We start from the raw sequence: 23705 nt of genomic DNA, 5'->3' as shown, positions 1-23705 counted from the left end.
TTCCAATTTTCGCTGATTAATTATACCGGCCGGCTCCCGCAGCTTCAGGGTGCCGCCTGACTTGCCGTGGGCCGTGCTACGGGCTTCCCCAGGAACTGGAGGACGGCCTCGTTAAAGCGCTGCACCTCTTCCAGGTTGCAGAGGTGGCCACAGCCCTCGATCACCACCAGCTGGGCGTGGTGGGCCTGCTTCTTGGCAAAGCGCTGGGCGGCCTCAAGGAAGACGTGGTCCTGCCCGCCCATTACGATGAGGCTGGAGGTATGCAGCTTGCGGCGGTAGAAGCGGCGTACGATCGAGAAGAAATCGCGGTACAGCCCCAGCCACTTCAGGAACTCCCCCGGGGTGAGCTTCTTCGACTGCAGGCGATAAAGCCGGCGGCTGGGGGCGTGGTTCTCCCGCGGCAGAACGATCAGGATGAAAGTATCGTAGATCCAGCGGAAGGGTACGAAGTAGCTCAGAAATTTCCCGCTATGGGCGAAGAGGCGGATCTTCCAGTCGGCCTTGAACACCCCACCGGCCATGATCATGGACTCGATCAGCTCGGGGCGGCGGTCGTAGAGGCGCTGGAGCACGATGCTGCCCAGCGACAGCGAGAGGAAGTGGGCGCGGGTCACGCCGACGTGGTCGATGGTGCGCAGCACGTCGTCCGTCACGATGTCGAAGTCGTAGGTGCTGTATTCTGGCTCCAGGTCCTTGCTGTAGCCATGGTCGCGCATGTCGATAAGGAGCAGGTTGAAAAAGGGCTTGAAGGCCTTCACCTGGTGCTTCCAGGTGATGGAGCTGCCCCCGGCGCCGTGGATAAATACCATCCACTCCGCCGGCGCGTCCTGCCGGTGAATCGTATGGTGAAGGATGCCTGCGGCGCGGACTTTCTGCTTCATAGGGGTACTAACGTCCTACCATCGTTAAGGGTTTGTAAGGTAATGGCCCGGAAGCCGCCCCTGGTATTAAGCCTACATTAAATCCTGGTCCGGGCCGGGCGCAGCCTCACTTTATACCTTAATTTCACGTTTGCAAACAACTGCCAGCCACCAGTTTAGCGCATCAGTAAACGAGATCACCACCCCGTGTCCTATCACTCCCGTCGGATGAACGACCGTTACCTTCAGCTCGCCGTTTTCCGGCTCAACGACATGTGCGTTGGGGTGCAGGAGGGTATGGATCGCTTCCTGGCCACCGCCGCCCTGGAGAAGATGCCCGGGGTGGAGGCCACCTTCTCGTGGCTGCGCAAGCGCGGGGTACGCATCTGTCTGCTCAGCGACTACAACCGCGCCGATACCGAGCTGCTGCTGCGGCGGCTGGGCTGGACGGTCGACGAGACCGGCACGGTACAGGAGATCATCACCAAGCAGAAGCGGTACGACAACGCCATCGGCCTGGCCCTGGAGCACGCCGGCCTCGAGGGGCCCGGGCTGTGCTTCGCCGCCGTGGACACCCCCCGCCTGCTGCGGCAGGCCTCGGCGGCCCGCGTCCACTTCGCCCTGGCGGTATGCAACGGCCGCCACACCTACCAGGAATTGGCGGTGGCCCCCCACCACGCCATGCTGGATTCCCTGATCCAGCTGCCCAATTTCCTGCTCGAGCACCTGCCCGAAACGGAAACCCGTCCGCCGGCTCCCCAGGCGGGTGGCAGGTTCTCCCTGCCGCGGCTCCGGCTGCCCCGACCTTTATCCAGGCGGTAAGCGTTACCTTCGCGGCTGCAAACCGCCGAAGTATGAGTTTCTTTAAGAAGTTTTTTACCCCCGAGAAGAAGGAAGACCTCGACAAGGGGCTGGAAAAGACCAAGCAGGGATTTTTCAACAAGTTGGGGCGGGCCGTGGCCGGCAAGGACCGGGTCGACGAGGAAGTACTCGACGAGCTCGAGAGCGTGCTCATCTCCAGCGACGTGGGCCTGGACACCACCATCAAGATCATAGACCGCATCGAGGCCCGGGTGGCCGAAGAGCGTTACCTGAACACCAGTGAGCTCAACGAGATCCTGCGCGACGAGATCGTCAAGCTCCTGGCGGAGCAGAACCAGCGGGACTTCGACGACTACGAGCTGCCCACCACGGAGCGGCCGGCCGTCATCCTGATCGTCGGCGTCAACGGGGTAGGGAAGACCACCACCATCGGCAAGCTGGCCCACCAGTTCAAGCAGCGGGGCCACCGCGTGGTCCTGGGCGCGGCGGATACCTTCCGGGCGGCGGCCGTCGATCAGCTCGGCATCTGGGCCGAGCGCGTGGGCTGCGACTTCTACAGCAAGGGCATGAACACCGACCCGGCCGCCGTGGCTTACGAAACCGTGCAGTACGCCATGAAGAACAACTGCGACGTGGCCATCATCGACACCGCCGGACGACTGCACACGAAGTTCAACCTGATGAAGGAGCTGTCGAAGATCAAGCGTTCCGTTACCAAGGCCCTGCCCGGCGCGCCCCACGAGGTGATGCTGGTGCTGGACGCCACCACCGGGCAGAACGCCATCGAGCAGGCCAAGGCCTTCACGGAGGCCACGGAGGTGAACGCCCTGGCGCTGACCAAGCTCGATGGCACGGCCAAGGGCGGGGTAGCCATCGGCATCACCGACCAGTTCCAGGTACCCATCCGCTACATCGGGGTGGGCGAGGGCATCGACCACCTGCAGGTATTCAACAAGCGGGCGTTCGTCGACAGCCTCTTCGGTGATACTTTCTAGGGCCGCCGGCGCGCGGGTTCCCAGGCACCCCGAAAGGGCCGCCAGCGTGGCAGCTGACCCCGCTATAACGGACTGCGGACCCGGCACCGCCCGGGGCGAAAAGACCCGGCACCTGCCCTCCGGGGCAAAAAAATGGTCCGGATAGTCAAGACGTTAGGTTTTACCAAAAGAAAAACATACCTTTGTGCTCGCTTTTTCAGGAGGTAGGCCTCTGGTAACATAAAAAGCGTTCGTAAAGCAAAGAAAACGTATGCCTACAATCAATCAACTAGTGCGGAAGGGCCGCAAGCAGATCAAGGAGACGAGCAAGTCGCGCGCCCTGGATGCCTGTCCGCAGAAACGCGGCGTCTGTACCCGCGTGTACACTACCACTCCCAAGAAGCCTAACTCCGCCCTGCGGAAGGTGGCTAAGGTGCGTCTTACCAACGGTATCGAGGTGATCGCCTACATCCCGGGTGAAGGACACAACCTCCAGGAACACAGCATCGTGCTGATCCGCGGCGGTCGTGTAAAAGACCTTCCCGGTGTACGCTACACCATCGTACGGGGTGCCCTGGATACGGCTGGCGTTGCCAACCGCAAGCAGGCCCGCTCGAAGTACGGTGCCAAGCGTCCCAAGAAGTAATTAATAAGTAAGAGGTCACCTCCCAATAGGTGGCCACCGGTCGGGAACGGCCATCTGAAGTTCAGCAACTATGCGTAAAAGAAAACCAAAACTCCGGATCGTTACTCCGGACCCCCGCTTCGGGGACACGCTGGTCACCCAGTTCGTTAACAACCTGATGTACTCCGGCAAGAAGAGCACGGCCTTCGCCGTCTTCTACGACGCCATGGACATCATCAAGGAGCGGGTCGCCAACGAAGAAATCGACGAATACGAAGTGTGGAAGCGCGCCGTCAACAATGCCATGCCGCAGGTTGAGGTCCGCAGCCGCCGCATCGGTGGAGCTACCTTCCAGATCCCGACCGAAATCCGTGGCAAGCGGAAGATGTCGATCGGCATGAAGTGGCTCGTCCGTTTCGCCCGTCAGCGCAGCGGTAAGGGGTTTGCCGAGAAGCTCGCCGCCGAGCTCCTCGCCGCCAGCCGCAACGAAGGCCTGGCCGTCAAGCGGAAGGAAGAGACCCACAAGATGGCCGAATCCAACCGCGCCTTTGCCCACTATGGGCGGTAGAAATTGAGCATCCTCAATTTCCAATTCTAAATTATAAATATCCCCTGCCATGGCAACGGATCTGAAATATACCCGAAACATCGGTATTGCTGCCCACATCGACGCGGGTAAGACCACCACTACCGAGCGTATTCTTTACTACACCGGCATCTCCCACAAGATCGGTGAGGTGCACGACGGTGCGGCCACCATGGACTGGATGGAGCAGGAGCAGGAGCGTGGCATCACGATCACCTCCGCCGCCACCCACACCAAGTGGATCTGGAAGGATCAGAGCTACACCTTCAACATCATCGATACCCCCGGCCACGTGGACTTCACCGTAGAGGTGAACCGCTCGCTGCGCGTACTGGATGGTCTGGTGTTCCTGTTCTGCGCCGTATCCGGTGTGGAGCCCCAGTCGGAAACCAACTGGCGCCTGGCCAACAACTACAAGGTGCCGCGGATCGGATTCGTCAACAAGATGGACCGTTCGGGTGCAGATTTCTTCGCCGTTGTCAAGGACGTAGAGGAGAAGCTCGGTTCCAAGGCCATCCCCCTGCAGGTACCCATCGGTGCCGAGGAGCGCTTCAAGGGCGTGGTTGACCTGATCACCATGCAGGCCATCGTCTGGAACGAAGAGGACCAGGGCATGACCTTCGAGGTAATCGAAACCCCCGAGGACCTGGTCGAAACCGTAGAGGAATGGCGCGAGAAACTGCTCGAGGCCGTTGCGGAATACGACGAGAGCCTGCTGGAGAAGTACTTCGAGGATCCCGAAAGCATCAGCGTAGAGGAGGTCCGCAAGGCCGTCCGCGACGCCGTCACCGACGCCGCTTTCGTACCGATGATGTGCGGTTCCGCCTTCAAGAACAAGGGTGTACAGGCCGTCCTCGACGCCGTCTGTGCCTACCTGCCCAGCCCGCTGGACGTTCCCGCCATCAAGGGTACCCACCCCGACGACGAGGAGAAGATCCTCACCCGCAAGGCATCCGTCGATGAGCCCTTCGCCGCCCTGGCATTCAAGATCGCTACCGACCCCTTCGTTGGCCGCCTGGCCTTCATGCGGGTTTACTCGGGCAAGCTCGAGGCCGGTTCTTACGTAAAGAACACCCGCAGCGACTCCAAGGAGCGGATCAGCCGCCTCTACCAGATGCACGCCAACAAGCAGGAGAGCATCGACAAGGTAGAAGCCGGTGACATCGCCGCCGCCGTAGGTTTCAAGGACATCCGTACCGGTGATACCCTCTGCGACGCCGACCACCCCATCGTACTGGAAAGCATGGTCTTCCCCGACCCCGTAATCGGAGTAGCCGTGGAGCCCAAGACGCAGAAAGACATCGACAAGCTGGGCATGGCCCTGAGCAAACTGGCCGAGGAGGATCCTACCTTCCAGGTCAAGTACGACGAAGACACCAACCAGACCGTCATCAGCGGTATGGGTGAGCTCCACCTGGAGATCATCGTCGACCGCCTGAAGCGGGAGTTCAAGGTGGAAGCCAACGTAGGTGCCCCCCAGGTAAACTACAAGGAAGCCCTCTTCAACACCGTCACTCACCGCGAGCGCCTCAAGAAGCAGTCCGGTGGTTCGGGTCTGTTCGCCGACATGAGCTTCGACCTCGGCCCCGCCGACGAGGAGTTCCTGGAAAGCGAAGACTTCAAGAGCGGCAAGGAAAGCCTGCAGTTCGTCTGGGACATCGTTGGTGGCTCGATCGACAAGAACTACCAGAAGCCGATCCGTGACGGATTCAAGGCGATGATGAAGAACGGCGTTCTGGCCGGCTACACCATCGACAGCATGAAGGTGCGGGTATTCGACGGTGCCATGCACTCGGTCGACTCCAAGCCGATCGCTTTCGAACTCTGTGCCAAGGAAGGCTTCAAGGCTGCCGCCAACCAGGCCCAGCCCAAGCTGCTCGAACCCATCATGGAGGTCGTCATCATCACCCCGGAAGAGTACACCGGTAACGTAATCGGTGACCTCAACCGTCGCCGCGGTCTGCCCAAGGGACAGAACCCCGTAACCGGCGGTGCCGTCCGGATCACGGCCGACGTTCCCCTGAGCGAAATGTTCGGCTACGTAACCGACCTGCGTACCATCACTTCCGGCCGTGCTAACTCGAGCATGACCTTCAGCCACTACGCCGAGGCCCCCCAAGGCGTAGCCAAGGAGATCATCGCCAAGGCACGCGGCGAGGCTTAATCACTAAATCAACCCCGGAGAGAATGCTCTTCGGTTCTCAAGGGGTAAAGGCGTAAGGGAGGGTAGGGCAGTGCCCGCCTCCTTTACTCCCTTACTCCTTACCATCTTGAAATTTAAAACTGGCATGAATCAGAAAATTCGCATTAAGCTGCGGTCCTACGATCATAACCTGGTAGACAAGTCCACGGAGAAGATCGTCAAGACCGTAAAGAACAGTGGGGCCATTGTAACCGGCCCGATTCCGCTGCCCACCGAGAAAGATATTTACACCGTTCTGCGCTCGCCGCACGTAAATAAAAAATCCCGGGAGCAGTTTCAATTGCGCACCCACAAGCGCCTCATCGAAATTTACACCCCCAACCAGAAGACGGTTGATGCCCTGGCGAAGCTGGAGCTTCCCAGCGGGGTGGACATTCAGGTGAAGCTCACCTAAGCGCTGCTCGCTTGCCGCTTCGGCGGCGGTTGGACCATTATTTAGTTAACTGCTCCCTTCCCCAACGGCCGGGAGCATACCGCCCGCTCCCCACTCGCGGGGAAGGCGGATAAATTTAGACCAATGAACGGTATAATTGGTAAGAAAGTCGGGATGACCTCCATCTTCGACGACGCGGGCCGCAACGTGGCCTGTACGGTCATTGAGGCCGGACCCTGTGTAGTTACGCAGGTAAAGACTGACGATACGGATCAGTACAACGCCCTGCAGCTGGCCTACGGCGAGCGCAAGGAGAAGAAGACCAGCAAGCAGCTGGCCGGCCACTTCAAGGCCGCCGATACCACCCCCAAGACCGACGTGATCGAGTTCCGGGACATGAACCTCTCCAAGGCGCTGGGCGACACCGTCACCGTCGATGAGGTATTCGTGGAAGGCGACCTCTGTGCCGCCGTCGGAACCAGCAAGGGCAAGGGCTTCCAGGGTGTGGTCAAGCGCCACAACTTCAAGGGCGTCAACGATGCCACCCACGGTCAGCACAACCGCCAGCGCGCTCCGGGTTCGATCGGTGCCGCCAGCTACCCCGCCCGCGTCTTCAAAGGCATGCGGATGGCCGGTCGCGACGGTGGTGGACGGGTCACGATCAAGAACCTCCGGGTACTGAAAGTATTCCCCGACCGCAACCTGATCCTGGTAAAGGGCGCCGTACCCGGACCCAAGGGTGGAACCGTAATTCTTCACAAGTAAGGCACCCGCCACAAAAAATACATAAACATGAAACTCCAAGTTCATAGTGCAACGGGTGCCGAAACCGGCCGCGAGGTCGAGCTGCCCGAGAACATCTTCGGCGTCGCTCCCAACGAGCACGCCGTTTACCTGGCCGTCAAGGCCTACCTGGCCGCTCAGCGTCAGGGCACCCACAAAGCCAAGGAGCGCGGCGAAGTAGCCGGCTCGACCAAGAAACTGCACAAGCAGAAGGGTACCGGTGGATCGCGTAAGGGCGACATCAAGAACCCGCTGTTCCGCAGTGGTGGTCGCATCTTCGGCCCCCGCCCCCGCACCTACGGCATCAAGCTGAACAAGCGCGTCAAGCTGACCGCCCGGGCCTCGGCCCTGTCGGCCAAAGCCGCCGCCGGAAACATCAAGCTGGTAGAAGACCTCCAATTCGATGCCCCGAAGACGAAGGAATTTGTTAAATTCCTGGACGCCGTGAAGGCCACCGAAGGAAAGGTACTGCTGATCACCGCCGAGAACGACGCCAACGTCTTCCGCAGCGGCCGCAACCTGCCCAACAGCACCATCGTCAGTGCCAGTGCCCTGAACACCTACGAAGTAATGCGCGCCTCCACGATCCTCATCGCCGAGGGTGCAATTGATAAACTGAAGGAGCAATTCGCCGCCTTCGAAACCACAACGACCAATGGCTAAGAATATCCTCATCAAGTCGGTAGTTTCGGAAAAGGCCGAACTACTCAGCGAAACCCGCGAGCAGTACACCTTCGTGGTGAACAGCACCGCCAACAAGATTCAGGTCCGCAACGCCATCGAGGCCCGCTACGGGGTAACCGTAGACTCGGTCAACACGATGAACATGCCGGGCAAGAGCAAGAACAGATCGACCAAGTCGGGCGTCATCCGCGGTCGGGTCTCCGGTTACAAGAAAGCCGTAGTCACCCTGATCGAAGGCGACACCATCGACTTGTACAACGAATATTAAAATAACCCCGGTGGGTGGGGAGCAGCGGGCCAGGGTCGATCTGGGTCACCGTCTTTTTGCTCCGAGATTCACCGGACAACCAGTGCAATAATGCCAATTAAGAAGTTTAAGCCGGTATCCGCCGGATCCCGCTTCCACATCGGTAACAAGTTTACCGAACTGACGGGCGACAAGCCGGAGAAGAGCCTGCTGGCCCCCGTAAAGCGGACCGGCGGTCGTAACCGGACCGGTAAGATGACCGTGCGCCAGCGCGGCGGTGGCCACAAGCGCCGTTACCGTATCGTCGATTTCCGTCGTGAGAAGGACGGCATCCGTGCCGAGGTCAAGACCATCGAGTACGATCCGAACCGTACCGCCTTCATCGCCCTGGTGGAGTACACCGACGGAGAGAAGCGCTACATCATCGCCCCCCAGGGCCTGACCGTAGGCGATACCATCATGAGCGGCCCCGAGGCTACCCCGGACGTAGGCCACTGCATGCTGCTGGGTGACGTGCCCCTGGGTTCCCAGATCCACAACATCGAGTTGCAGCCCGGCAAAGGTGCCGCCCTGGCCCGCTCGGCCGGAACGAACGGCGTACTGATGGGCAAGGAAGGACGCTTCGTGTCCGTCAAGCTGCCCAGCGGTGAGGTGCGTCGCATCCTCAAGACCTGCCGCGCCGTCATCGGAGCTACCTCCAACCCCGACCACGCCCTGACCGTTGCCGGTAAGGCCGGCCGGAACCGTTGGCTGGGTCGCCGTCCCCGCGTTCGTGGCGTAGCCATGAACCCCGTCGATCACCCCATGGGTGGTGGTGAAGGACGTGCCTCTGGCGGTCACCCCCGTTCGCGCACCGGTATCATGGCCAAGGGCCAGAAGACGCGCAACGTCAACAAGGCAAGCAACAAAATGATCATCAGCCGTCGCAAGACCAAGAATAAGAAGTAAATTATGGCACGTTCCCTCAAGAAAGGCCCCTACGTATTCCACAAGCTTTACGACAAGATCGTGAAGTCGCAGGAAGGCGGTCGCAAAGGCATGATCAAGACCTGGTCGCGGGCATCCATGATCGTTCCCGATATGGTCGGACTGACCATCGCGGTACACAACGGTAAAACCCACGTTCCGGTCTACGTTACGGAGAACATGGTAGGACACAAGCTCGGTGAGTTTGCCCCCACCCGTTCCTTCCGCGGCCACGGCGGTAAAAAGAAGTAATTAAAGTACCAGGAACCAAGGTCTGAGTACGAAAGACAGGCGTAACACCCTCGAACCTCGTACTTCAAACTTAGAACTTCGTACTTATCACAGAGTGAAGGAAGAGTAGGTCCTCGCCCCTGGTGGCCCGGCTTACTAACCCGTTCCCTCGTAATTATCCTATCTAATGGAAGCAACAGCAAGTTTAAATAGCATTCCGATGTCGGTCCGCAAGATGCGGCTCGTCGTCGACCTGATCCGCGGCAAGCGGGTAGGAGAGGCTCTGGGTATTCTGGAGTACAGCAAGCAGGAGGCCGCCATCTGGCTGCGCAAGAACCTGCTTTCGGCCATCGCCAACTGGGAGTACAAGACCGACGGACTGGAAAGCGCCGACGAGTACGACCTGGTCATCAGTGAGATCTTCGCCGACGCCGGTGCCCAGATCAAGCGGTTCCGCCCGGCTCCCCACGGCCGCGCCCACCGTATCCGGAAGCACAGCTGCCACATTACCATCAAAGTATCCAACAGCGTTCCCCTGCCCAGCGAGGGAGTGGAAGCGTCCGAACCCGAAACCGTCCAAGAATAACATACCATGGGTCAGAAGACAAATCCAATTGGTAACCGACTCGGTTACATTCGCGGCTGGGACAGCAACTGGTTCGCTGATAAAGACTACGCAGCCAACGTCATCGAGGACGAGAAACTGCGCACCTACCTCGAAACCCGGATCCACAAGGGCGGCATCGCCCGGATCATCATCGAGCGTACCCTCAAGCGGGTAACCCTCACCATCCACACCTCCCGCCCCGGTATCATCATCGGTAAGGGTGGTAAGGAGATCGACCAGATCCGCGAGGAGCTGCGCCGGCTGACGGACAAGGACATCCAGATCAACATCATCGAGATCCGCAAGCCGGAGCTGGATGCCAACATCGTGGCCGAATCCATCGCCAACCAGATCGAAGCCCGGATCAACTACCGCCGCGCCATCAAGACCAGCATCGCTTCCACGATGCGGGCCGGTGCCGAAGGCATCAAGATTCGCATCTCGGGCCGCCTCAACGGTTCGGACATGAGCCGTACCGAAGAGTACAAGGAAGGACGTACGCCCCTCCACACTTTCCGGGCCGATATCGACTACGCACACAAGGAAGCCCACACGGTCTACGGCCGTATCGGCATCAAGGTGTGGCTCTGTAAGGGTGAGGTACTCGGCAAGCGGGACCTGAACCCCAACGCCGGACTGGCTACCAAAGGCGATCGCGACGATCGCCGCGGTGGCGGAGGCTCCGGTGCAGGCGGCGGCCGTGGCGGCCGTCGGGGAGGTGGACGCCGCTAGGCCCCGCCCCAACCAACCCTACTCCAACGCCGGTCGCCTGCCCCGTCCCCTCCGGGCGGGGCAGGCACACCGCCGGCCGACTTAACCGCCCTGGGCGAGAACAACTGAACCGGGGACCATCAAAGAAACCTTTGCGCTGGTCCTCATCCCTGATAAGCAGGGTAGCAGCCGGGAAGACGCCCGTTGCTACCTTGCTTTCTTTTGCTCGGAAGAAAACGGGCCACGGACTTTCGATTGTCCGAGGAAAATCGTACCTTTGCCCCGCTCTAAGAGAGCCCTCTTAAAAATAGTAAAATGTTACAGCCGAAAAGAACGAAATACCGCAAGCAGCAGAAGGGCCGCAACCGTGGCCTGGCTGGACGTGGTACCTTGGTTTCCTTTGGAAGTTTTGGGCTCAAGAGCCTGGATTCCGGCCGGATCACCAACCGGCAGATCGAAGCCGCCCGTATTGCCATGACCCGTCACATGAAACGGGAAGGCAAGGTGTGGATTCGCATCTTCCCCGACAAGCCCATTACCAGCAAGCCGCTCGAAGTGCGGATGGGTAAGGGTAAAGGTGCCCTGGACCACTGGGTTGCCCAGGTACAGCCCGGACGCATTCTCTTCGAACTGGACGGCGTGAGCCGCGAAGTTGCCGAGGAGGCCCTGCGCCTGGCCGCACAGAAGCTGCCCGTACTGACCAAGATCACCACGCGAGTAGACTACCAGGGATAACCCTGCATTCAATAATTCAAAGCTAAATCCGCCGGCCTGCCGCGCGGTCAATCACTTTCCGATGGCGAGTAATAAAACCCTAGAGCTGCGGGACATCTCCGACGCCGATCTTCAGGATCAGCTGAAAGAGTCTACCAGCAGCCTACAGAAAATGACCTTCGATCACACCGTAAACGGTATCGAGAATCCTCTGCAGCTGCGGACCGTCCGTCGTGATGTAGCACGGATCAAGACCGAAATCCGCCGCCGCGAGCTTGAGGCCCTGCCCCAGGAAGAGCTCGCCAAGCGTGACAACATCCGCCGCCGTCGTCGTAAAAAGTAATTACAACATGAGTAACGAGGAAAAGAACACTCCGGAGAACGAACAGCCCAAAGGCAAGACCCAAGAGGGTGGCGTTCTGGAAACGATTACCGGTGCCGCCGATTCGCTGGTAGAATCCGCTACCCACGCCGTGGAGCAGGTTGCCAAGGCCGTCTCCGGTGGCGATGACGCCGCCGCCGCCAACACTTCCGGCCGCAACGAGCGCAAGACGCGCGATGGCTACGTGGTGAGCAACAAGATGGACAAGACCATCGCCGTGGCCATCGAGCGCCGCCTGCAGCACCCGATCTACGGAAAGTACGTAAAGAAAACCAAGAAGCTGATCGCCCACGACGAAGCGAATGAGTGCCAGATTGGCGACCTCGTCCGCATCATGGAGTGCCGGCCCCTCAGCCGGCGCAAGCGCTGGCGCCTGATTTCCGTCCTGGAAAAGGCCAAGTAACCCAATCGTAAACGGCAGTAAAAGAAATTTGAAATGATCCAACAGGAATCACGTTTGCGCGTAGCCGACAACAGCGGAGCCAAAGAAGTACTCTGTATCCGGGTACTGGGCGGTTCTAAGCGTCGCTATGCCACCATCGGCGATCAGATCGTAGTCAGCGTCAAGGAAGCATCCCCCGGTGGCAACGTAAAGAAAGGCTCGGTCTCCAAGGCCGTAGTCGTACGCACCAAGAAAGAGATCCGCCGCAAGGACGGCTCCTACATTCGCTTCGACGACAACGCAGTAGTACTGCTCAACGCCGCCGAAGAGCCCCGCGGAACCCGCATTTTCGGCCCCGTTGCCCGAGAGCTTCGCGACCGCGATTATATGAAGATCGTATCACTCGCCCCCGAGGTACTCTAAATAAAAGCAGCCATGGCTAACAAGACCTATAAAGACAAGCAGAAGCGGCACACGCCCAAGCTGAAGATCAAAAAGGGCGATCGGGTGGTCGTAATCAGCGGCGCCTACAAGGACCGCACCACCGCCCGTGAGGTGCTGGAAGTATTTCCGGCCGAGAACCGGGCCCTGGTCGACGGCGTCAACATCCGCAAGAAGCACCAGAAACCCACGGAGGATTCCGCCGGCGGCATCGTCGACAAGGCTTCCCCCATTCACATCAGCAACCTGATGCTGGTCGACCCCTCCTCGGAAGAGGTAATGCCCACCCGCGTGGGCCGCAAGCGGGACGAAAACGGTAAACTCCAGCGCTACGGTAAGCGTAACGACAACATCATCGCATAATGAGCTACACGCCAAGACTAAAGAAAAAGTACGACGAGGAAGTACGCAGCAAGCTGCAGGAGCAGTTCGGCTACAAGTCGCCCATGGAGGTGCCCCGTCTGCTCAAGATCGCCATCAACCAGGGCGTTGGTAAGGGTACTCAGGACCGCAAACTCGTAGAGAACGCCGTCAAGGAGATGACCCTGGTCGCCGGCCAGCAAGCCGTCACCACCAAGGCCAAGAAATCGGTATCGAACTTCAAGCTGCGCGACGGCATGGCCATCGGAGCCAAGGTCACCCTGCGCCGCGAGAAGATGTACGACTTCCTCGATCGCCTGATTTCTACCGCCCTGCCCCGTGTCCGCGACTTCCGCGGCATCAACGACAAAAGCTTCGACGGCCGTGGTAACTACACCATGGGCGTATCCGAGCAGATCATCTTCCCGGAGATCAGCCTGGACGACGTGGCCAACATTACCGGTTACGACATCACCTTCGTAACCAGTGCCAAGACCGACGCCGAGGCCCTGGCCCTGCTCCGTGAGCTTGGCCTTCCATTCAAGAATCAGAACAACAACCAGTAATGGCCCGTAAATCACTCATCGCCCGCGAACGCAAGCGGGAGCGCATGGTCGCCAAGTACGCCGAAAAGCGTGCCGCGCTGAAGGCCGCCGGAGAATGGGAAGAGCTGGACAAGCTCCCCCGCAACTCCAACCCCATCCGCCTGCACAACCGCTGCGGACTCACCGGTCGCCCCAAGGGCTACATGCGTAAGTTCGGCCTGTGCCGCGTCAAGTTCCGTGAAATGGCCCTTGACGGCAAAATTCCGGGTGTCCGCAAGGCTTCCTGGTAAACCCCTTACTATTCACAGCCCCGGAAGTTCCACCAGGAAAACCACAGGGCGCAATCTCCTATCATGGCAGTCACTGACCCCATCGCCGACTATTTGACCCGCATCCGCAACGCTCAGATCGCCGGTCACCGCGTAGTAACGGTCCCCGCTTCCCGTACCAAGAAGCGCATCACCGAAATCCTCTACGATCAGGGCTACATCCTGAAGTACAAGTTTGACGACGAAGCTGGCAAAGGACAGCAGGGCGTTATCAGCATCGCGCTCAAGTACGAGCGGGAAACCAAGCGCCCCGTCATCCGCAAACTCGTCCGCGTTTCCAAGCCCGGCCTGCGGCAGTACGCCAAGGCCGATGCCATGCCCCGCGTCATCAACGGCCTGGGTATCGCCATCGTATCCACCAGCAAAGGGGTAATGACGGGCCGCCAAGCCACCGATGCGAACGTCGGCGGCGAAGTACTGGCTTACGTATACTAATCCGCATAGTCCACCTCTGCAGGGCCGCCCCCGGCGGTCCGTAAGATCAACCACAATATTATGTCTAGAATTGGCAAAAATCCGGTAGCGATCCCCTCGGGCGTCACCGTGTCCGTCTCCAAGAGCAACCTGGTGACGGTCAAGGGCCCCAAAGGCGAGCTGACCCAGCAGGTCAACCCCGACATGGGCATTGAAATCGGCGACGACGAGGTACTCGTTACCCGTCCCTCCGACAGCAAGCGCCACCGCAGCTTCCACGGCCTGTACCGTGCCCTCATGGCCAACATGGTCGAAGGCGTAACCAACGGCTACACCCTTACCCTGGAAGTCATCGGCGTCGGTTACCGCGCCGAGAACAAGGGCAACCTGCTCATCCTCACCCTCGGATTCTCCCACCCCGTATACTTCATGGTTCCCGCCGAAGTCAACGTGGAGACCGTGAACGCCAAGGGTAAGAACCCCCTCATCAAGCTTACCAGCAACGACAAGCAACTCGTCGGACAGGTAGCCGCCAAGATTCGCGCCCTGCGCAAGCCCGAACCCTACAAAGGAAAAGGTATCCGCTTCGAAGGCGAAGAAATCCGTCGCAAAGCCGGTAAAACCGCCGCTAAGAAGTAAAAAGATAATAGCCATGCAACTAACGAAACTGAAGCGGCGCAAGCGGATCCACAGCCGCGTCCGGAAAAAGATCCAGGGTACGGCCGAGAAGCCCCGCCTGAACGTATTCCGTTCCAACCGCTATATCTACGCCCAACTCATCAACGACGAGAACGGCACCACCCTCGCCAGCGCCTCGAGCTTCGAAGCCGCCGTTGCCAACGAAGGCAACAAGTCGGACCAGGCCCGCGAAGTGGGCAAGCTCATCGCCGAGCGCGCCAAGGCCGCCGGTATCGACAAGGCCCTCTTTGACCGGGGCGGCTATTTGTATCACGGTCGGGTGAAGTCACTCGCGGAAGGTGCCCGTGAGGGTGGCCTCAACCTTTAAACTAAGCTCCAATGGCTGATAATAGAAACAACAGCGGCGGTGGACGTAGCAACCGGCGCGACAACCGTGACAACCGCGGACGTAACAACCGCGGCGACCAGCACGAATCCGACCTGAAGGAAAAAATGGTAGCCCTTAACCGGGTATCCAAGGTAACCAAGGGTGGTCGTACCTTCACCTTCGCCGCCATCGTGGTGGTGGGTGACGGAAAAGGCAAAGTTGGCCACGGCATGGGCAAGGCCCGTGACATCTCGGAGGCCATCCAGAAAGCCACCGACGTAGCCCGCAAGAGCATGATCAAGATCCCGCTCTTCAAGGGTACCATCCCCCACGAGCAGCTGGGTAAGTACGGCGCCGGTAAGGTGCTCCTGAAGCCTGCCAGCGAGGGTACCGGTGTAATCGCCGGTGGTGCCATGCGCGCCGTCCTCGACATCGCCGGGGTACACAACGTACTGGCCAAGTCGCAGGGTTCTTCCAACCCCCACAACGTGATCAAGGCCACCATCGATGCCCTGCAGAAACTGCGCAGCCCCCAGCTGATCGCCAAGCAGCGCGGCATTTCCATGGAGAAACTTTTCGAAGGCTAGCCCTCATCCACCCCCCGACTCCCGTCGGAACAAACCATGTACAATGGCAACCCTTAGAATCACCCAGGTCAAAAGTGTCATCGACCGGCCCAAGAGCCAGAAAGACACGATGAAGGCCCTCGGTATCAAAAAAATGCACCAGACCGTCGAGCGTGAGGATACTCCGGTAATCCGCGGAATGGTTAACAAAGTGTCCCACCTGGTCGTCGTAGAAGAGTAGTGCCCCGCGCCGGCCGTCACCACGGGTTTTCCCGTCCTACCACTGCCCACGCGGGTAGTGAAATCCCCGGCCTGCGCCAGCTATTCCCCTCCAGCGACCTAAACTAAGAAGCAATGGAACTCAATAATCTCAAACCCGCCGCCGGCTCCACCAAGTCGGGCAAGCGGATCGCTCGCGGACAAGGTTCCGGACGCGGTGGTACCTCCACCCGCGGCCACAAGGGCGCCAAATCCCGCAGCGGCTACAAGAGCAAGCGCAACTTCGAAGGTGGCCAGATGCCCCTCCAGATGCGGCTGCCCAAGCGCGGTTTTAACAGCCCGAATCGCGTAGAATACGTAGCTTTGAATCTCGGCAACCTCCAGGCCATTAGCGAAAAGCACGGTCTGACGGAAATCACTCCCGTAACCCTCTTTGACGCCGGTATCCTCAAGAAGGACGTCCGCTTCAAAGTACTCGGAAACGGTGAGCTGACCACCGCGCTGACCATCACGGCTCACGCCGTCAGCGCCACCGCCAAAGAGGCCATCGAGAAAGCAGGTGGTACCATTACCATCGCCTAAACTACCCTGCCATGAGGTTTTTCGAGACAATTAAAAATATCTGGTCGATTGAGGAGTTGCGGAACCGCATCCTCTTCACCCTCGCCCTTATGGCCGTTTACCGCCTTGGTTCTTTCATCGTTCTTCCCGGAGCGGACATTGCCGCTCTCGAGGCCAGCCTGGCCAACCGGGGAGACGCCAATGACCTGCTGGGACTGATCAACCTCTTCACCGGCGGGGCCTTCAACAACGCTTCGATCATGGCCCTGGGCATCATGCCCTACATTACGGCCAGCATCATCGTGCAGTTGCTGGGCTTTGCGGTCCCTTACTTCCAGAAGCTTCAGAAGACGGAAGGAGAGTCGGGCCGGAAAAAGCTGACCCAGATCACCCGGGCCCTTACGGTGGCCATCACCCTGGTACAGGGTGCCGGTTACCTCACCTACATCCGGTCACAGGGAGGCGTAAGCCCCGCCGTGTCCGAATCGGTGTTCTGGATTTCCGGCATCATCATCCTCTCTACCGGCACCATCTTCGCGATGTGGCTCGGTGAGCGGATCACGGACCGCGGCATCGGCAACGGTGTATCCTTGCTGATTACGGTCGGCATCATCGTCGGACTGCCCGCCGCCCTCGGCTTCGAGTTGCAGTCGCGGTTGCAGGCCGGAGCCCTGCTCATCTTCGTTCTGGAGATGCTCGGCTTCTTCCTGGTAACCATGGCTACGGTGATGATCGTGACCGGTGTCCGCAAGATTCCGATTCAGTTCGCCAAGCGTATGGTGGGACGGGGAGTCGGTGCGGCCCCCTCTACCACGGCCCGGGATTACATCCCCCTGAAGGTAAACGCCTCGGGCGTCATGCCGATCATCTTCGCCCAGGCGCTGATGTTCGTACCCGCCAGCCTGGCCGGCTTTGCCGGTGGCGACGCGGAGACCAGCTGGCTTGCCCTGCAGTTCAACGACTTTACTTCCCCGCTGTACAACATCGTATACTTTGTACTGGTGGTGGCCTTCACTTACGTCTACACGGCGCTGGTGGTCAACCCCAGCCAGTACACCGAATACCTGAAGCGCCAGAATGCCTTCATTCCCGGCGTGCGCGGCGGCACGGAAACCGAAGAATACATCGACTCGATCACCAGCCGGATCACCCTTCCGGGATCCATCCTGCTCGGCCTGATCGCCATCCTCCCCGCTTTCGTAGCCGGGGTTGGCATCAACCAGCAGTTCGCCATCTTCTTCGGGGGTACCTCCCTGATCATCATGGTGGGTGTGGTGCTCGATACCCTACAGCAAATTGATACATATCTGCTCATGCGGAAGTACGACGGACTTTCTAAAGAAGGACGTCTGCAGGGCCGGGGAACCGGCAGCCGGATGCAGCAGATCGGTGCCGATTTCTAGCCTTCAAAATCATAAGTGTTACGGAACGGATGTCCCCCGCGGGGCATCCGTTCTTTTTTGGGACCGACCGCCGGTCTTCCCGCCTTAACTTCCGGAAACCCTCCCCCCCCGTGCGTAACAACCGCTTTGTCCAACTCGTCTTGTCGGCTGTACGCGGAGAAGCCTACGACTACACCTCGGGGAGTATCCGCAAGTCGATCGTCCTGCTGTCCATCCCGATGATGCTCGAGATGGCCATGGAAAGCGTCTTTGCCCTGGTGGACACCTTTTTCGTCGGGCGCATCGGGGTGGAGGCCCTCACCACCATCGGCCTGACGGAGGTGATGATGACCCTCATTTACAGCATCGGCCTGGGGCTGAGCCTGGCCCCCATGGCCTTGATTGCCCGTTTCGTGGGCGAAAAGAATCCGGCCCTGGCGAGCCGGGCGGCCGGTCAGTCCATCGTCCTCACCCTGGCCATCAGTCTGCTCATCGCGGTACCGGGCTACCTCTACGCCGCCGAACTCCTTGCCCTTATGGGGGCTGATGCCTCCGTGGTAGCCGCCGGGGTGGGGTACACCCGAATCATGTTCGCCAGCAACGGCGTCATCATGCTGCTCTTCCTCCTCAACGGCGTGTTCCGGGGGGCGGGGGAGCCCGCGACGGCCATGCGCGTTCTCTGGCTCGCCAACGGGATGAATATTCTGCTCGACCCCCTCTTCATTTTCGGTCTGGGGCCGATTCCCGGATTCGGAGTCGAGGGGGCGGCCATTGCCACGACCATCGGTCGCAGTGTGGGGGTGGGGTACCAGCTTTACATACTCTTCAGTGGCCGGTCGGTGGTCCGTTTGCGGCTGGGTGGGTGGCGGCTCGACCTGGGGATGCAGGCCCGCGTACTCCGCGTTGCCGCTACCGGGGCGTTTCAGTACCTCATCGGCTCGGCCAGCTGGATCTTCCTGGCCCGGATCGTTGCCAGTTTCGGCCCTTCGGCGGTGGCCGGCTACACGGTTGGCATTCGCCTCATTCTCTTTACCCTGCTTCCCGCCTGGGGCATCTCCAACGCGGCAGCGACTTTCGTGGGACAGAACCTCGGGGCGGCCCGGCCCTTACGGGCCGAGCGGGGCGTTTGGTGGGCGCTGGGCATCACCAGCCTTTACCTGGGGCTGCTCTCCATGGGGTACTACTTTTTGGCGCGGCCGCTGGTGCAGGGGTTCACCCAGGATCCCGTGGCCATCGGCTACGGGGTGGATGCCCTGCGGATATTCGCCATTGGTTACGTCGTCTTTGGGCTGGGCTTGATTCCCATTCAGGCCTTCAACGGGGCGGGGGATACCGCTACCCCCTCCCTGCTCAACTTCATCTGCTTCTGGCTCATTGAAATACCCCTGGGCTACTATCTGGCCATCAACCTGGGATACGAGGTCAGCGGGGTAGTCTGGGCGGTAGTACTCGCCGAATGCGTACTGGCGGCCATCGCCATAACGCTGTTCCGCCGGGGCCGCTGGAAAACCAAAGTAATCTGACCTATGACGACGGACACCCTGATCATTGGTGGCGGAGCCGCCGGCTTCTTTGCCGCAATCCACCGCGCGGCCAACCGACCCGGAGAACGGGTGGTCATCCTGGAACGCGGCCGGGCGGTACTTGAGAAAGTTCGCATCAGTGGCGGCGGGCGGTGCAACGTCACCCACGCCTGCTGGGAACCCCGGGAGCTCGTGAAGTTTTACCCCCGGGGCGGTCGGGAATTGCTGGGGCCCTTCCACAAGTTCGCCTGTGGAGATACCATGGGCTGGTTCGCCGACCGGGGGGTGGAACTGAAGATCGAGGACGACGGCCGGGTGTTTCCAGTGTCCGACGATTCCCAGACCATCATCGACTGCCTGTGGCAGGAGGCGAAGCGGCTGGGGGTGGTGGTGGTTACCGGCGCCCGGGTGGATTCCATCGCGGCACCCGCGCCCCGCCGCCCGGATGCTGCCGCGGAACCGTCGTGGTGGACCGTAGGGGTCGGCGGACAACGCTACGCCTCCCGGGAGCTCGTGGTGACCAGCGGCAGCAACCCTGCGGTGTGGAAAATGCTGGCCGGACTGGGGCATACCGTCGTGGATCCGGTCCCCTCCCTTTTCGCCTTCAACATCCGCGATCCCCGGCTGCAGGGACTGGCGGGCATCAGTCTGCCCTGGGCCCAGCTGCACATTACCGGTGATGACCTGCGGGCGGAGGGCCCCCTGCTCATCACCCACAAGGGGCTGAGCGGACCAGCGGTGCTGCGCCTCAGCGCCTGGGGTGCGCGGCAATTGCATCCCCGGAGCTATAACTTCGACCTGGTGGTCAATTGGATCGGGCAGCGGGCCCAGGACGTAAGTGCCACCCTCGCGGAACTGCGGGGAGAACGCAGCCGGCAGCAGATCGGCAAGCGCGCCCAATTCGAGATTCCCCTGCGCCTGTGGCAGTCCCTGCTCGCCGCCGCCGGCATTCCCGAAGACCAGCAATGGGCCCAGCTCTCCAACGACCAACTTGACGCCCTTACGGAGCAACTTGCCGGGGGCATATACCGGGTGACGGGGAAAGCAACCAACAAGGACGAATTCACCACAGCGGGCGGCGTGGACCTGCGGGAGGTGGACTTCCGCACCTTCCGCTCCAAGCGCTACCCTTCTCTCTCCCTGGCGGGGGAGGTACTGGACATAGACGCCATTACCGGCGGATTTAATTTTCAGGCGGCCTGGACGGGTGGTTGGCTCATTGGCCAGCAGCCACCGCTTGCGGACTAGAGACCCTCTACAAGCAGCAGGGAGGTCTCCGGCAATGCCTGCTGGGGGGCGGGGGCAACGGGATCTTGAACGGCGTAGGCGGTCGTATCTCTGCTACTGGCCGGCGCGCTCTCCGCAAGCACGGCGGTGGGGGCGGTATGCTCGCACTCCGGCCGTGGCTCAAGGCGGTGGCCGGTCAAATGGCCGGCCGCCTCCGGGGAGTAGGAAGTAAAGGATGTGATAAAGGTGGATGGTGAAGCGGTCGCGGCGGGTGGTCCGGCCAGGAAGGGACCTGAGTTCGCAGGCGGGGGAGCCGATACAACGGGTGTCTCGGGAGAGGGGAAGTAGGCATCCCTGACAGTTCCAACTACCATATAGATGATAGTTGCCACCGCCATCATATACGGCGAGGTAAAAAACTTCATGTTGTGTTGTTCAAGCGAACCAAAAGGTTCAGTGTTGCGTAAGTCAAAACCTAATAATCGGAATTGGCAATAGACCAACTCCACAAGTAATATACGGCCTTGGATGTTCAATAGTCAAGGGCGAAATACAGAAATTGCCCAGACGTTCATCTATTTTGGCTGAAGTGCGACAATTAACCGCTTTTTCCGGGGGCGGCTTATCGGTGGCTGGAGTCCGGAAGCCGCTGGTTAGGGGTCAGGCGGGACACGGCCATGCTGGCCAGCAATCCGGCCAGCATGGCCGTGGTCCGGAAGGGGAAGTCGGCGGGGTAGGGCAGGAAGGCTGGTAACCCCAGGGTAGCGTCACCACCGCCGAAACGCAGCAGGGCGGCCAGCCCAAAACCGGCCAGGGCACCGTAGCGGTTGGTCCGGGGATCGAAGAGGGCGCAGACCAGAGCCGGAAAGAGCAGGCAGTAGACGAAGTCGGAACACAGGAACCAGAGGGCGTAGACGCTCCTTACCTGGAAAGCGATTAGGGTGGCCGCCACTCCGACGATCCAGATACACCGTTGAATCAATACGGCCAGCCGGCTGTCCGGCATCCCGGGATCCACCAGGGGTTTGTAGACGTTCCAGACTCCCATGCTGCTGGCGCTGAGCACGCTGCTGTCTACGCTGGACATTACGGCAGCGGCAACGGCTCCGAGGCCGATGACCGCCACTACCGGATTGGTCAGGTAGCGCACTACCCAGGGCAGGGTGGCGCTGGCGTCGGGGGGAGGCCCGGCGGCGATCAGCGACCAGTCGACCGTGGCGGAGATCATTCCGATCAATACCGGAGCGACGGCGGCCAGCAGGCACACCACGCCGGCAATCAGACTGAGACGGACGGCCGTGTTCTCATCCCGGGCCGCCAGTACCCGCTGGAAGTAGACCTGCCAGGGGATACCGCCGAAGACGAGCAGCAGGGCATAATCCCACCACGTCCAGTACGCCCCGCCAAGCGCCTCCCGCGAAGGGAAGGGACTGGCCGCCGCGCCGAAGGTGTCGCGGTAAGCAGTCCAGGTAGCCCCGAGCCCTCCGGTGTACGACAGGGCAAAGGGTACGATGAGGGCCAGGCCGATGAAGAGGATAAGCAACTGCACCACGTCCGTCATGGCTACCGCCCACAATCCCCCCAGGGCGGTATAGGCCACGGCAATAGTAGCCGAAAGCAGGATGGCGGTGGTGAGGTCGATGCCGAGTACGGTGCCGAAGGTGGCCCCCAGGGCGGTGAGGATGGCGGCGGTCCAGAATAGCTCCCCCGTGAGGGCGGGCAGGAACAGCACGGCCGTCAGCCGCTCGCCGTAGCGCTCGGTCAGGGGGTCGAGCATGGTGCGGTAGCGCCGCCGCCGCATGGTGCGGGCGAAGAATAGTCCGCCGATCACCAGCGAGAGGGCGTAGCCCCAGGGGGCCTGTACCCACACCAGCCCCTGGGTGGCGGTGTATTCCGCCGTCCCGTTGATGAAGCCGCCGCCGACCCAGGTGGCGCTCATGGTGAAAATGGCCAGGTAGAGGGGCAGGCTGCGGCCGGCCAGCATCATGCCGTCGGCGTCGTTGTCCTCCTCCCGCCGCCGTCCAGCGGCCCGGGCGCCGATGTAGTAAACTACGGCGTAGAAGACCGCCATGCTGAAAAAGGCCGGCCAGTGCACGTCCTCCTCGGTAAACCAATAGAGGTAGGCCGCCGCCCCCCCCAACAGGGTGCCGAGGAGCAGCAGGGGAAGTCCTTGGGAACGGAGGGGCATGGGGCAGTTGCGGGGTGAAGGGCACAAAGTACTCTGCCGGGACCTTACTCGCCGGCAAAATCCATACTTTACCCACCATGCCACGCCTTGCCTTTTCCCTGCTGCTTGCCCTGCTGTTCACCGCCTGCGACCGCGGCAACCCGGAGCCGGGTGGACAGGAGGTGCCCTTTCCCGTAGCTCTGGCTCCGGCCCCGCCTCCACCACCATCGCTCCCGGCTCCGGTGGACTACGACACTTCGGAGTGGACGGAACTGATCCGGCTGGATTCCAGTATCGTTCTCGAAATCCGCTACGCTACCGACAACAACTTCATGGAACAGCAGATCTACGATTGTGGCCGCTGCTTTTTCCGGCCGGCGGTGGCCCGGGCCCTGCTGGCGGTCCACGAGGACCTGGGCAGGCGCGGGCTGGGCCTCAAGCTGTTCGATTGCTACCGGCCGGGCCCCTACCAGCAGCGGCTGTGGGACGTGATGCCCGACGCCCGCTACGTGGCCCACCCGGCCCGGGGCAGCGTCCACAGCCGGGGCGCGGCGGCCGACCTCACCCTGGTGAACCGGACGACGGGTGAGGAACTCGAGATGGGAACCCCCTACGATTTCTTCGGGGAGGAGGCCTATACCACCACTACCAATTTGCCGGCGCCAGCGGGCGAAAACCGCCGCATCCTGCAGGATGCGATGGTACGGTATGGCTTCGCCACCATTCGAACGGAGTGGTGGCATTTCAACTTCCGGGGGCCCCGTTTTCCGCTCAGCGAGTGGACGTGGCCCTGTCCGTAGGCAAAACGCTCCCTC

General features: G+C 60.7%; 32 protein-coding genes. 30 read left to right on the top strand and 2 right to left on the bottom strand.

The window, feature by feature from the left end:
• Positions 1–44 precede the first annotated feature (44 nt).
• Positions 45–881 (bottom strand): alpha/beta fold hydrolase, encoded by an 837-nt coding sequence (locus CGL56_RS08205; RefSeq protein ID WP_099106039.1) that lies wholly within the window; start codon positions 879–881, stop codon positions 45–47.
• Positions 882–1088: 207 nt separating this feature from the next.
• Between CGL56_RS08205 and CGL56_RS08200 the strand changes: the two genes are divergently transcribed.
• The 29 genes from CGL56_RS08200 to CGL56_RS08060 all read left to right on the top strand — a co-directional run bounded on the left by CGL56_RS08200 (position 1089) and on the right by CGL56_RS08060 (position 20744).
• Complete coding sequence (locus CGL56_RS08200) at positions 1089–1682, top strand: HAD family hydrolase (protein WP_099106038.1); 594 nt, start codon at positions 1089–1091, stop codon at positions 1680–1682.
• A 32-nt stretch (positions 1683–1714) separates the two neighbouring features.
• Positions 1715–2677: a signal recognition particle-docking protein FtsY gene (gene ftsY, locus CGL56_RS08195; RefSeq protein WP_099106037.1), complete on the top strand. Its 963-nt coding sequence runs from the start codon at positions 1715–1717 to the stop codon at positions 2675–2677.
• 250 nt (positions 2678–2927) lie between these two features.
• Positions 2928–3302 carry a 30S ribosomal protein S12 gene (rpsL, locus tag CGL56_RS08190; protein ID WP_099106036.1) on the top strand — a complete coding sequence of 125 codons (375 nt, stop codon included), beginning with the start codon at positions 2928–2930 and terminating at the stop codon, positions 3300–3302.
• A gap of 70 nt (positions 3303–3372) precedes the next feature.
• Positions 3373–3849 carry a 30S ribosomal protein S7 gene (gene rpsG / locus CGL56_RS08185; protein ID WP_099106035.1) on the top strand — a complete coding sequence of 159 codons (477 nt, stop codon included), beginning with the start codon at positions 3373–3375 and terminating at the stop codon, positions 3847–3849.
• 49 nt (positions 3850–3898) lie between these two features.
• Positions 3899–6031: an elongation factor G gene (fusA, locus tag CGL56_RS08180; protein ID WP_099106034.1), complete on the top strand. Its 2133-nt coding sequence runs from the start codon at positions 3899–3901 to the stop codon at positions 6029–6031.
• A 124-nt stretch (positions 6032–6155) separates the two neighbouring features.
• Positions 6156–6464: a 30S ribosomal protein S10 gene (gene rpsJ / locus CGL56_RS08175; RefSeq protein ID WP_099106033.1), complete on the top strand. Its 309-nt coding sequence runs from the start codon at positions 6156–6158 to the stop codon at positions 6462–6464.
• Between the two features lie 123 nt (positions 6465–6587).
• The gene (gene rplC / locus CGL56_RS08170; RefSeq protein ID WP_099106032.1) at positions 6588–7208 is read left to right on the top strand and encodes a 50S ribosomal protein L3; all 621 of its coding nucleotides are present in this window, start codon (positions 6588–6590) and stop codon (positions 7206–7208) included.
• 27 nt (positions 7209–7235) lie between these two features.
• Complete coding sequence (gene rplD, locus CGL56_RS08165; protein ID WP_099106031.1) at positions 7236–7889, top strand: 50S ribosomal protein L4; 654 nt, start codon at positions 7236–7238, stop codon at positions 7887–7889.
• Complete coding sequence (gene rplW, locus CGL56_RS08160; protein ID WP_099106030.1) at positions 7882–8178, top strand: 50S ribosomal protein L23; 297 nt, start codon at positions 7882–7884, stop codon at positions 8176–8178. Before rplD ends, rplW begins: the two co-directional genes overlap by 8 nt.
• A gap of 90 nt (positions 8179–8268) precedes the next feature.
• Complete coding sequence (gene rplB / locus CGL56_RS08155; protein ID WP_099106029.1) at positions 8269–9105, top strand: 50S ribosomal protein L2; 837 nt, start codon at positions 8269–8271, stop codon at positions 9103–9105.
• A 3-nt stretch (positions 9106–9108) separates the two neighbouring features.
• Positions 9109–9375, top strand: coding sequence for a 30S ribosomal protein S19 (gene rpsS, locus CGL56_RS08150; protein ID WP_099106028.1), 267 nt, complete (start codon positions 9109–9111; stop codon positions 9373–9375).
• Between the two features lie 166 nt (positions 9376–9541).
• Positions 9542–9940 carry a 50S ribosomal protein L22 gene (rplV, locus tag CGL56_RS08145; RefSeq protein WP_099106027.1) on the top strand — a complete coding sequence of 133 codons (399 nt, stop codon included), beginning with the start codon at positions 9542–9544 and terminating at the stop codon, positions 9938–9940.
• Positions 9941–9946: 6 nt separating this feature from the next.
• On the top strand, positions 9947–10693 hold the full coding sequence (gene rpsC, locus CGL56_RS08140) for a 30S ribosomal protein S3 (RefSeq protein WP_099106026.1): 747 nt from the start codon (positions 9947–9949) through the stop codon (positions 10691–10693).
• Positions 10694–10987: 294 nt separating this feature from the next.
• The gene (rplP, locus tag CGL56_RS08135) at positions 10988–11407 is read left to right on the top strand and encodes a 50S ribosomal protein L16 (protein ID WP_099106025.1); all 420 of its coding nucleotides are present in this window, start codon (positions 10988–10990) and stop codon (positions 11405–11407) included.
• Positions 11408–11468: 61 nt separating this feature from the next.
• Complete coding sequence (gene rpmC / locus CGL56_RS08130; protein WP_099106024.1) at positions 11469–11729, top strand: 50S ribosomal protein L29; 261 nt, start codon at positions 11469–11471, stop codon at positions 11727–11729.
• Positions 11730–11736: 7 nt separating this feature from the next.
• Positions 11737–12171: a 30S ribosomal protein S17 gene (rpsQ, locus tag CGL56_RS18460; protein WP_099106023.1), complete on the top strand. Its 435-nt coding sequence runs from the start codon at positions 11737–11739 to the stop codon at positions 12169–12171.
• Positions 12172–12204: 33 nt separating this feature from the next.
• Positions 12205–12573, top strand: a complete 369-nt coding sequence (rplN, locus tag CGL56_RS08120) for a 50S ribosomal protein L14 (RefSeq protein ID WP_099106022.1) — start codon at positions 12205–12207, stop codon at positions 12571–12573.
• Between the two features lie 12 nt (positions 12574–12585).
• On the top strand, positions 12586–12954 hold the full coding sequence (gene rplX / locus CGL56_RS08115; protein WP_099106021.1) for a 50S ribosomal protein L24: 369 nt from the start codon (positions 12586–12588) through the stop codon (positions 12952–12954).
• Positions 12954–13517 (top strand): 50S ribosomal protein L5, encoded by a 564-nt coding sequence (rplE, locus tag CGL56_RS08110; protein WP_099106020.1) that lies wholly within the window; start codon positions 12954–12956, stop codon positions 13515–13517. Before rplX ends, rplE begins: the two co-directional genes overlap by 1 nt.
• On the top strand, positions 13517–13786 hold the full coding sequence (gene rpsN / locus CGL56_RS08105) for a 30S ribosomal protein S14 (protein WP_099106019.1): 270 nt from the start codon (positions 13517–13519) through the stop codon (positions 13784–13786). The genes rplE and rpsN overlap by 1 nt, the downstream gene beginning before the upstream one ends.
• 63 nt (positions 13787–13849) lie before the next feature.
• A complete protein-coding gene (rpsH, locus tag CGL56_RS08100) occupies positions 13850–14260 on the top strand; it encodes a 30S ribosomal protein S8 (protein WP_099106018.1) in 411 nt (136 codons plus the stop codon).
• Between the two features lie 60 nt (positions 14261–14320).
• Positions 14321–14878 carry a 50S ribosomal protein L6 gene (gene rplF, locus CGL56_RS08095; RefSeq protein WP_099106017.1) on the top strand — a complete coding sequence of 186 codons (558 nt, stop codon included), beginning with the start codon at positions 14321–14323 and terminating at the stop codon, positions 14876–14878.
• 13 nt (positions 14879–14891) lie between these two features.
• Positions 14892–15245, top strand: coding sequence for a 50S ribosomal protein L18 (gene rplR, locus CGL56_RS08090; protein WP_099106016.1), 354 nt, complete (start codon positions 14892–14894; stop codon positions 15243–15245).
• A gap of 11 nt (positions 15246–15256) precedes the next feature.
• Positions 15257–15832, top strand: a complete 576-nt coding sequence (gene rpsE, locus CGL56_RS08085) for a 30S ribosomal protein S5 (protein WP_099106015.1) — start codon at positions 15257–15259, stop codon at positions 15830–15832.
• Between the two features lie 43 nt (positions 15833–15875).
• Entirely contained in the window at positions 15876–16052 is a 177-nt protein-coding gene (gene rpmD / locus CGL56_RS08080; RefSeq protein ID WP_099106014.1) for a 50S ribosomal protein L30, read from the top strand.
• A 113-nt stretch (positions 16053–16165) separates the two neighbouring features.
• Positions 16166–16612 (top strand): 50S ribosomal protein L15, encoded by a 447-nt coding sequence (gene rplO / locus CGL56_RS08075; protein WP_099106013.1) that lies wholly within the window; start codon positions 16166–16168, stop codon positions 16610–16612.
• An 11-nt stretch (positions 16613–16623) separates the two neighbouring features.
• Positions 16624–17994 (top strand): preprotein translocase subunit SecY, encoded by a 1371-nt coding sequence (gene secY, locus CGL56_RS08070; RefSeq protein WP_099106012.1) that lies wholly within the window; start codon positions 16624–16626, stop codon positions 17992–17994.
• 110 nt (positions 17995–18104) lie between these two features.
• A complete protein-coding gene (locus tag CGL56_RS08065; protein WP_245851942.1) occupies positions 18105–19496 on the top strand; it encodes an MATE family efflux transporter in 1392 nt (463 codons plus the stop codon).
• A gap of 3 nt (positions 19497–19499) precedes the next feature.
• The gene (locus tag CGL56_RS08060) at positions 19500–20744 is read left to right on the top strand and encodes a BaiN/RdsA family NAD(P)/FAD-dependent oxidoreductase (RefSeq protein WP_099106010.1); all 1245 of its coding nucleotides are present in this window, start codon (positions 19500–19502) and stop codon (positions 20742–20744) included.
• A 601-nt stretch (positions 20745–21345) separates the two neighbouring features.
• Here CGL56_RS08060 and CGL56_RS08050 read toward each other — a convergent pair.
• Complete coding sequence (locus CGL56_RS08050; RefSeq protein ID WP_099106008.1) at positions 21346–22911, bottom strand: sodium:solute symporter family protein; 1566 nt, start codon at positions 22909–22911, stop codon at positions 21346–21348.
• Between the two features lie 77 nt (positions 22912–22988).
• Between CGL56_RS08050 and CGL56_RS08045 the strand changes: the two genes are divergently transcribed.
• The gene (locus tag CGL56_RS08045) at positions 22989–23690 is read left to right on the top strand and encodes a M15 family metallopeptidase (RefSeq protein ID WP_245184063.1); all 702 of its coding nucleotides are present in this window, start codon (positions 22989–22991) and stop codon (positions 23688–23690) included.
• The last annotated feature ends 15 nt before the right edge of the window (positions 23691–23705 follow it).

The sequence above is a fragment of the Neolewinella marina genome, from assembly GCF_002631205.1.
In the GTDB taxonomy this organism is placed as follows: domain Bacteria; phylum Bacteroidota; class Bacteroidia; order Chitinophagales; family Saprospiraceae; genus Neolewinella; species Neolewinella marina.
The sequence above is the reverse complement of the archived record's forward strand: the minus strand, read 5'-3'. Positions and strand labels throughout refer to the sequence as shown.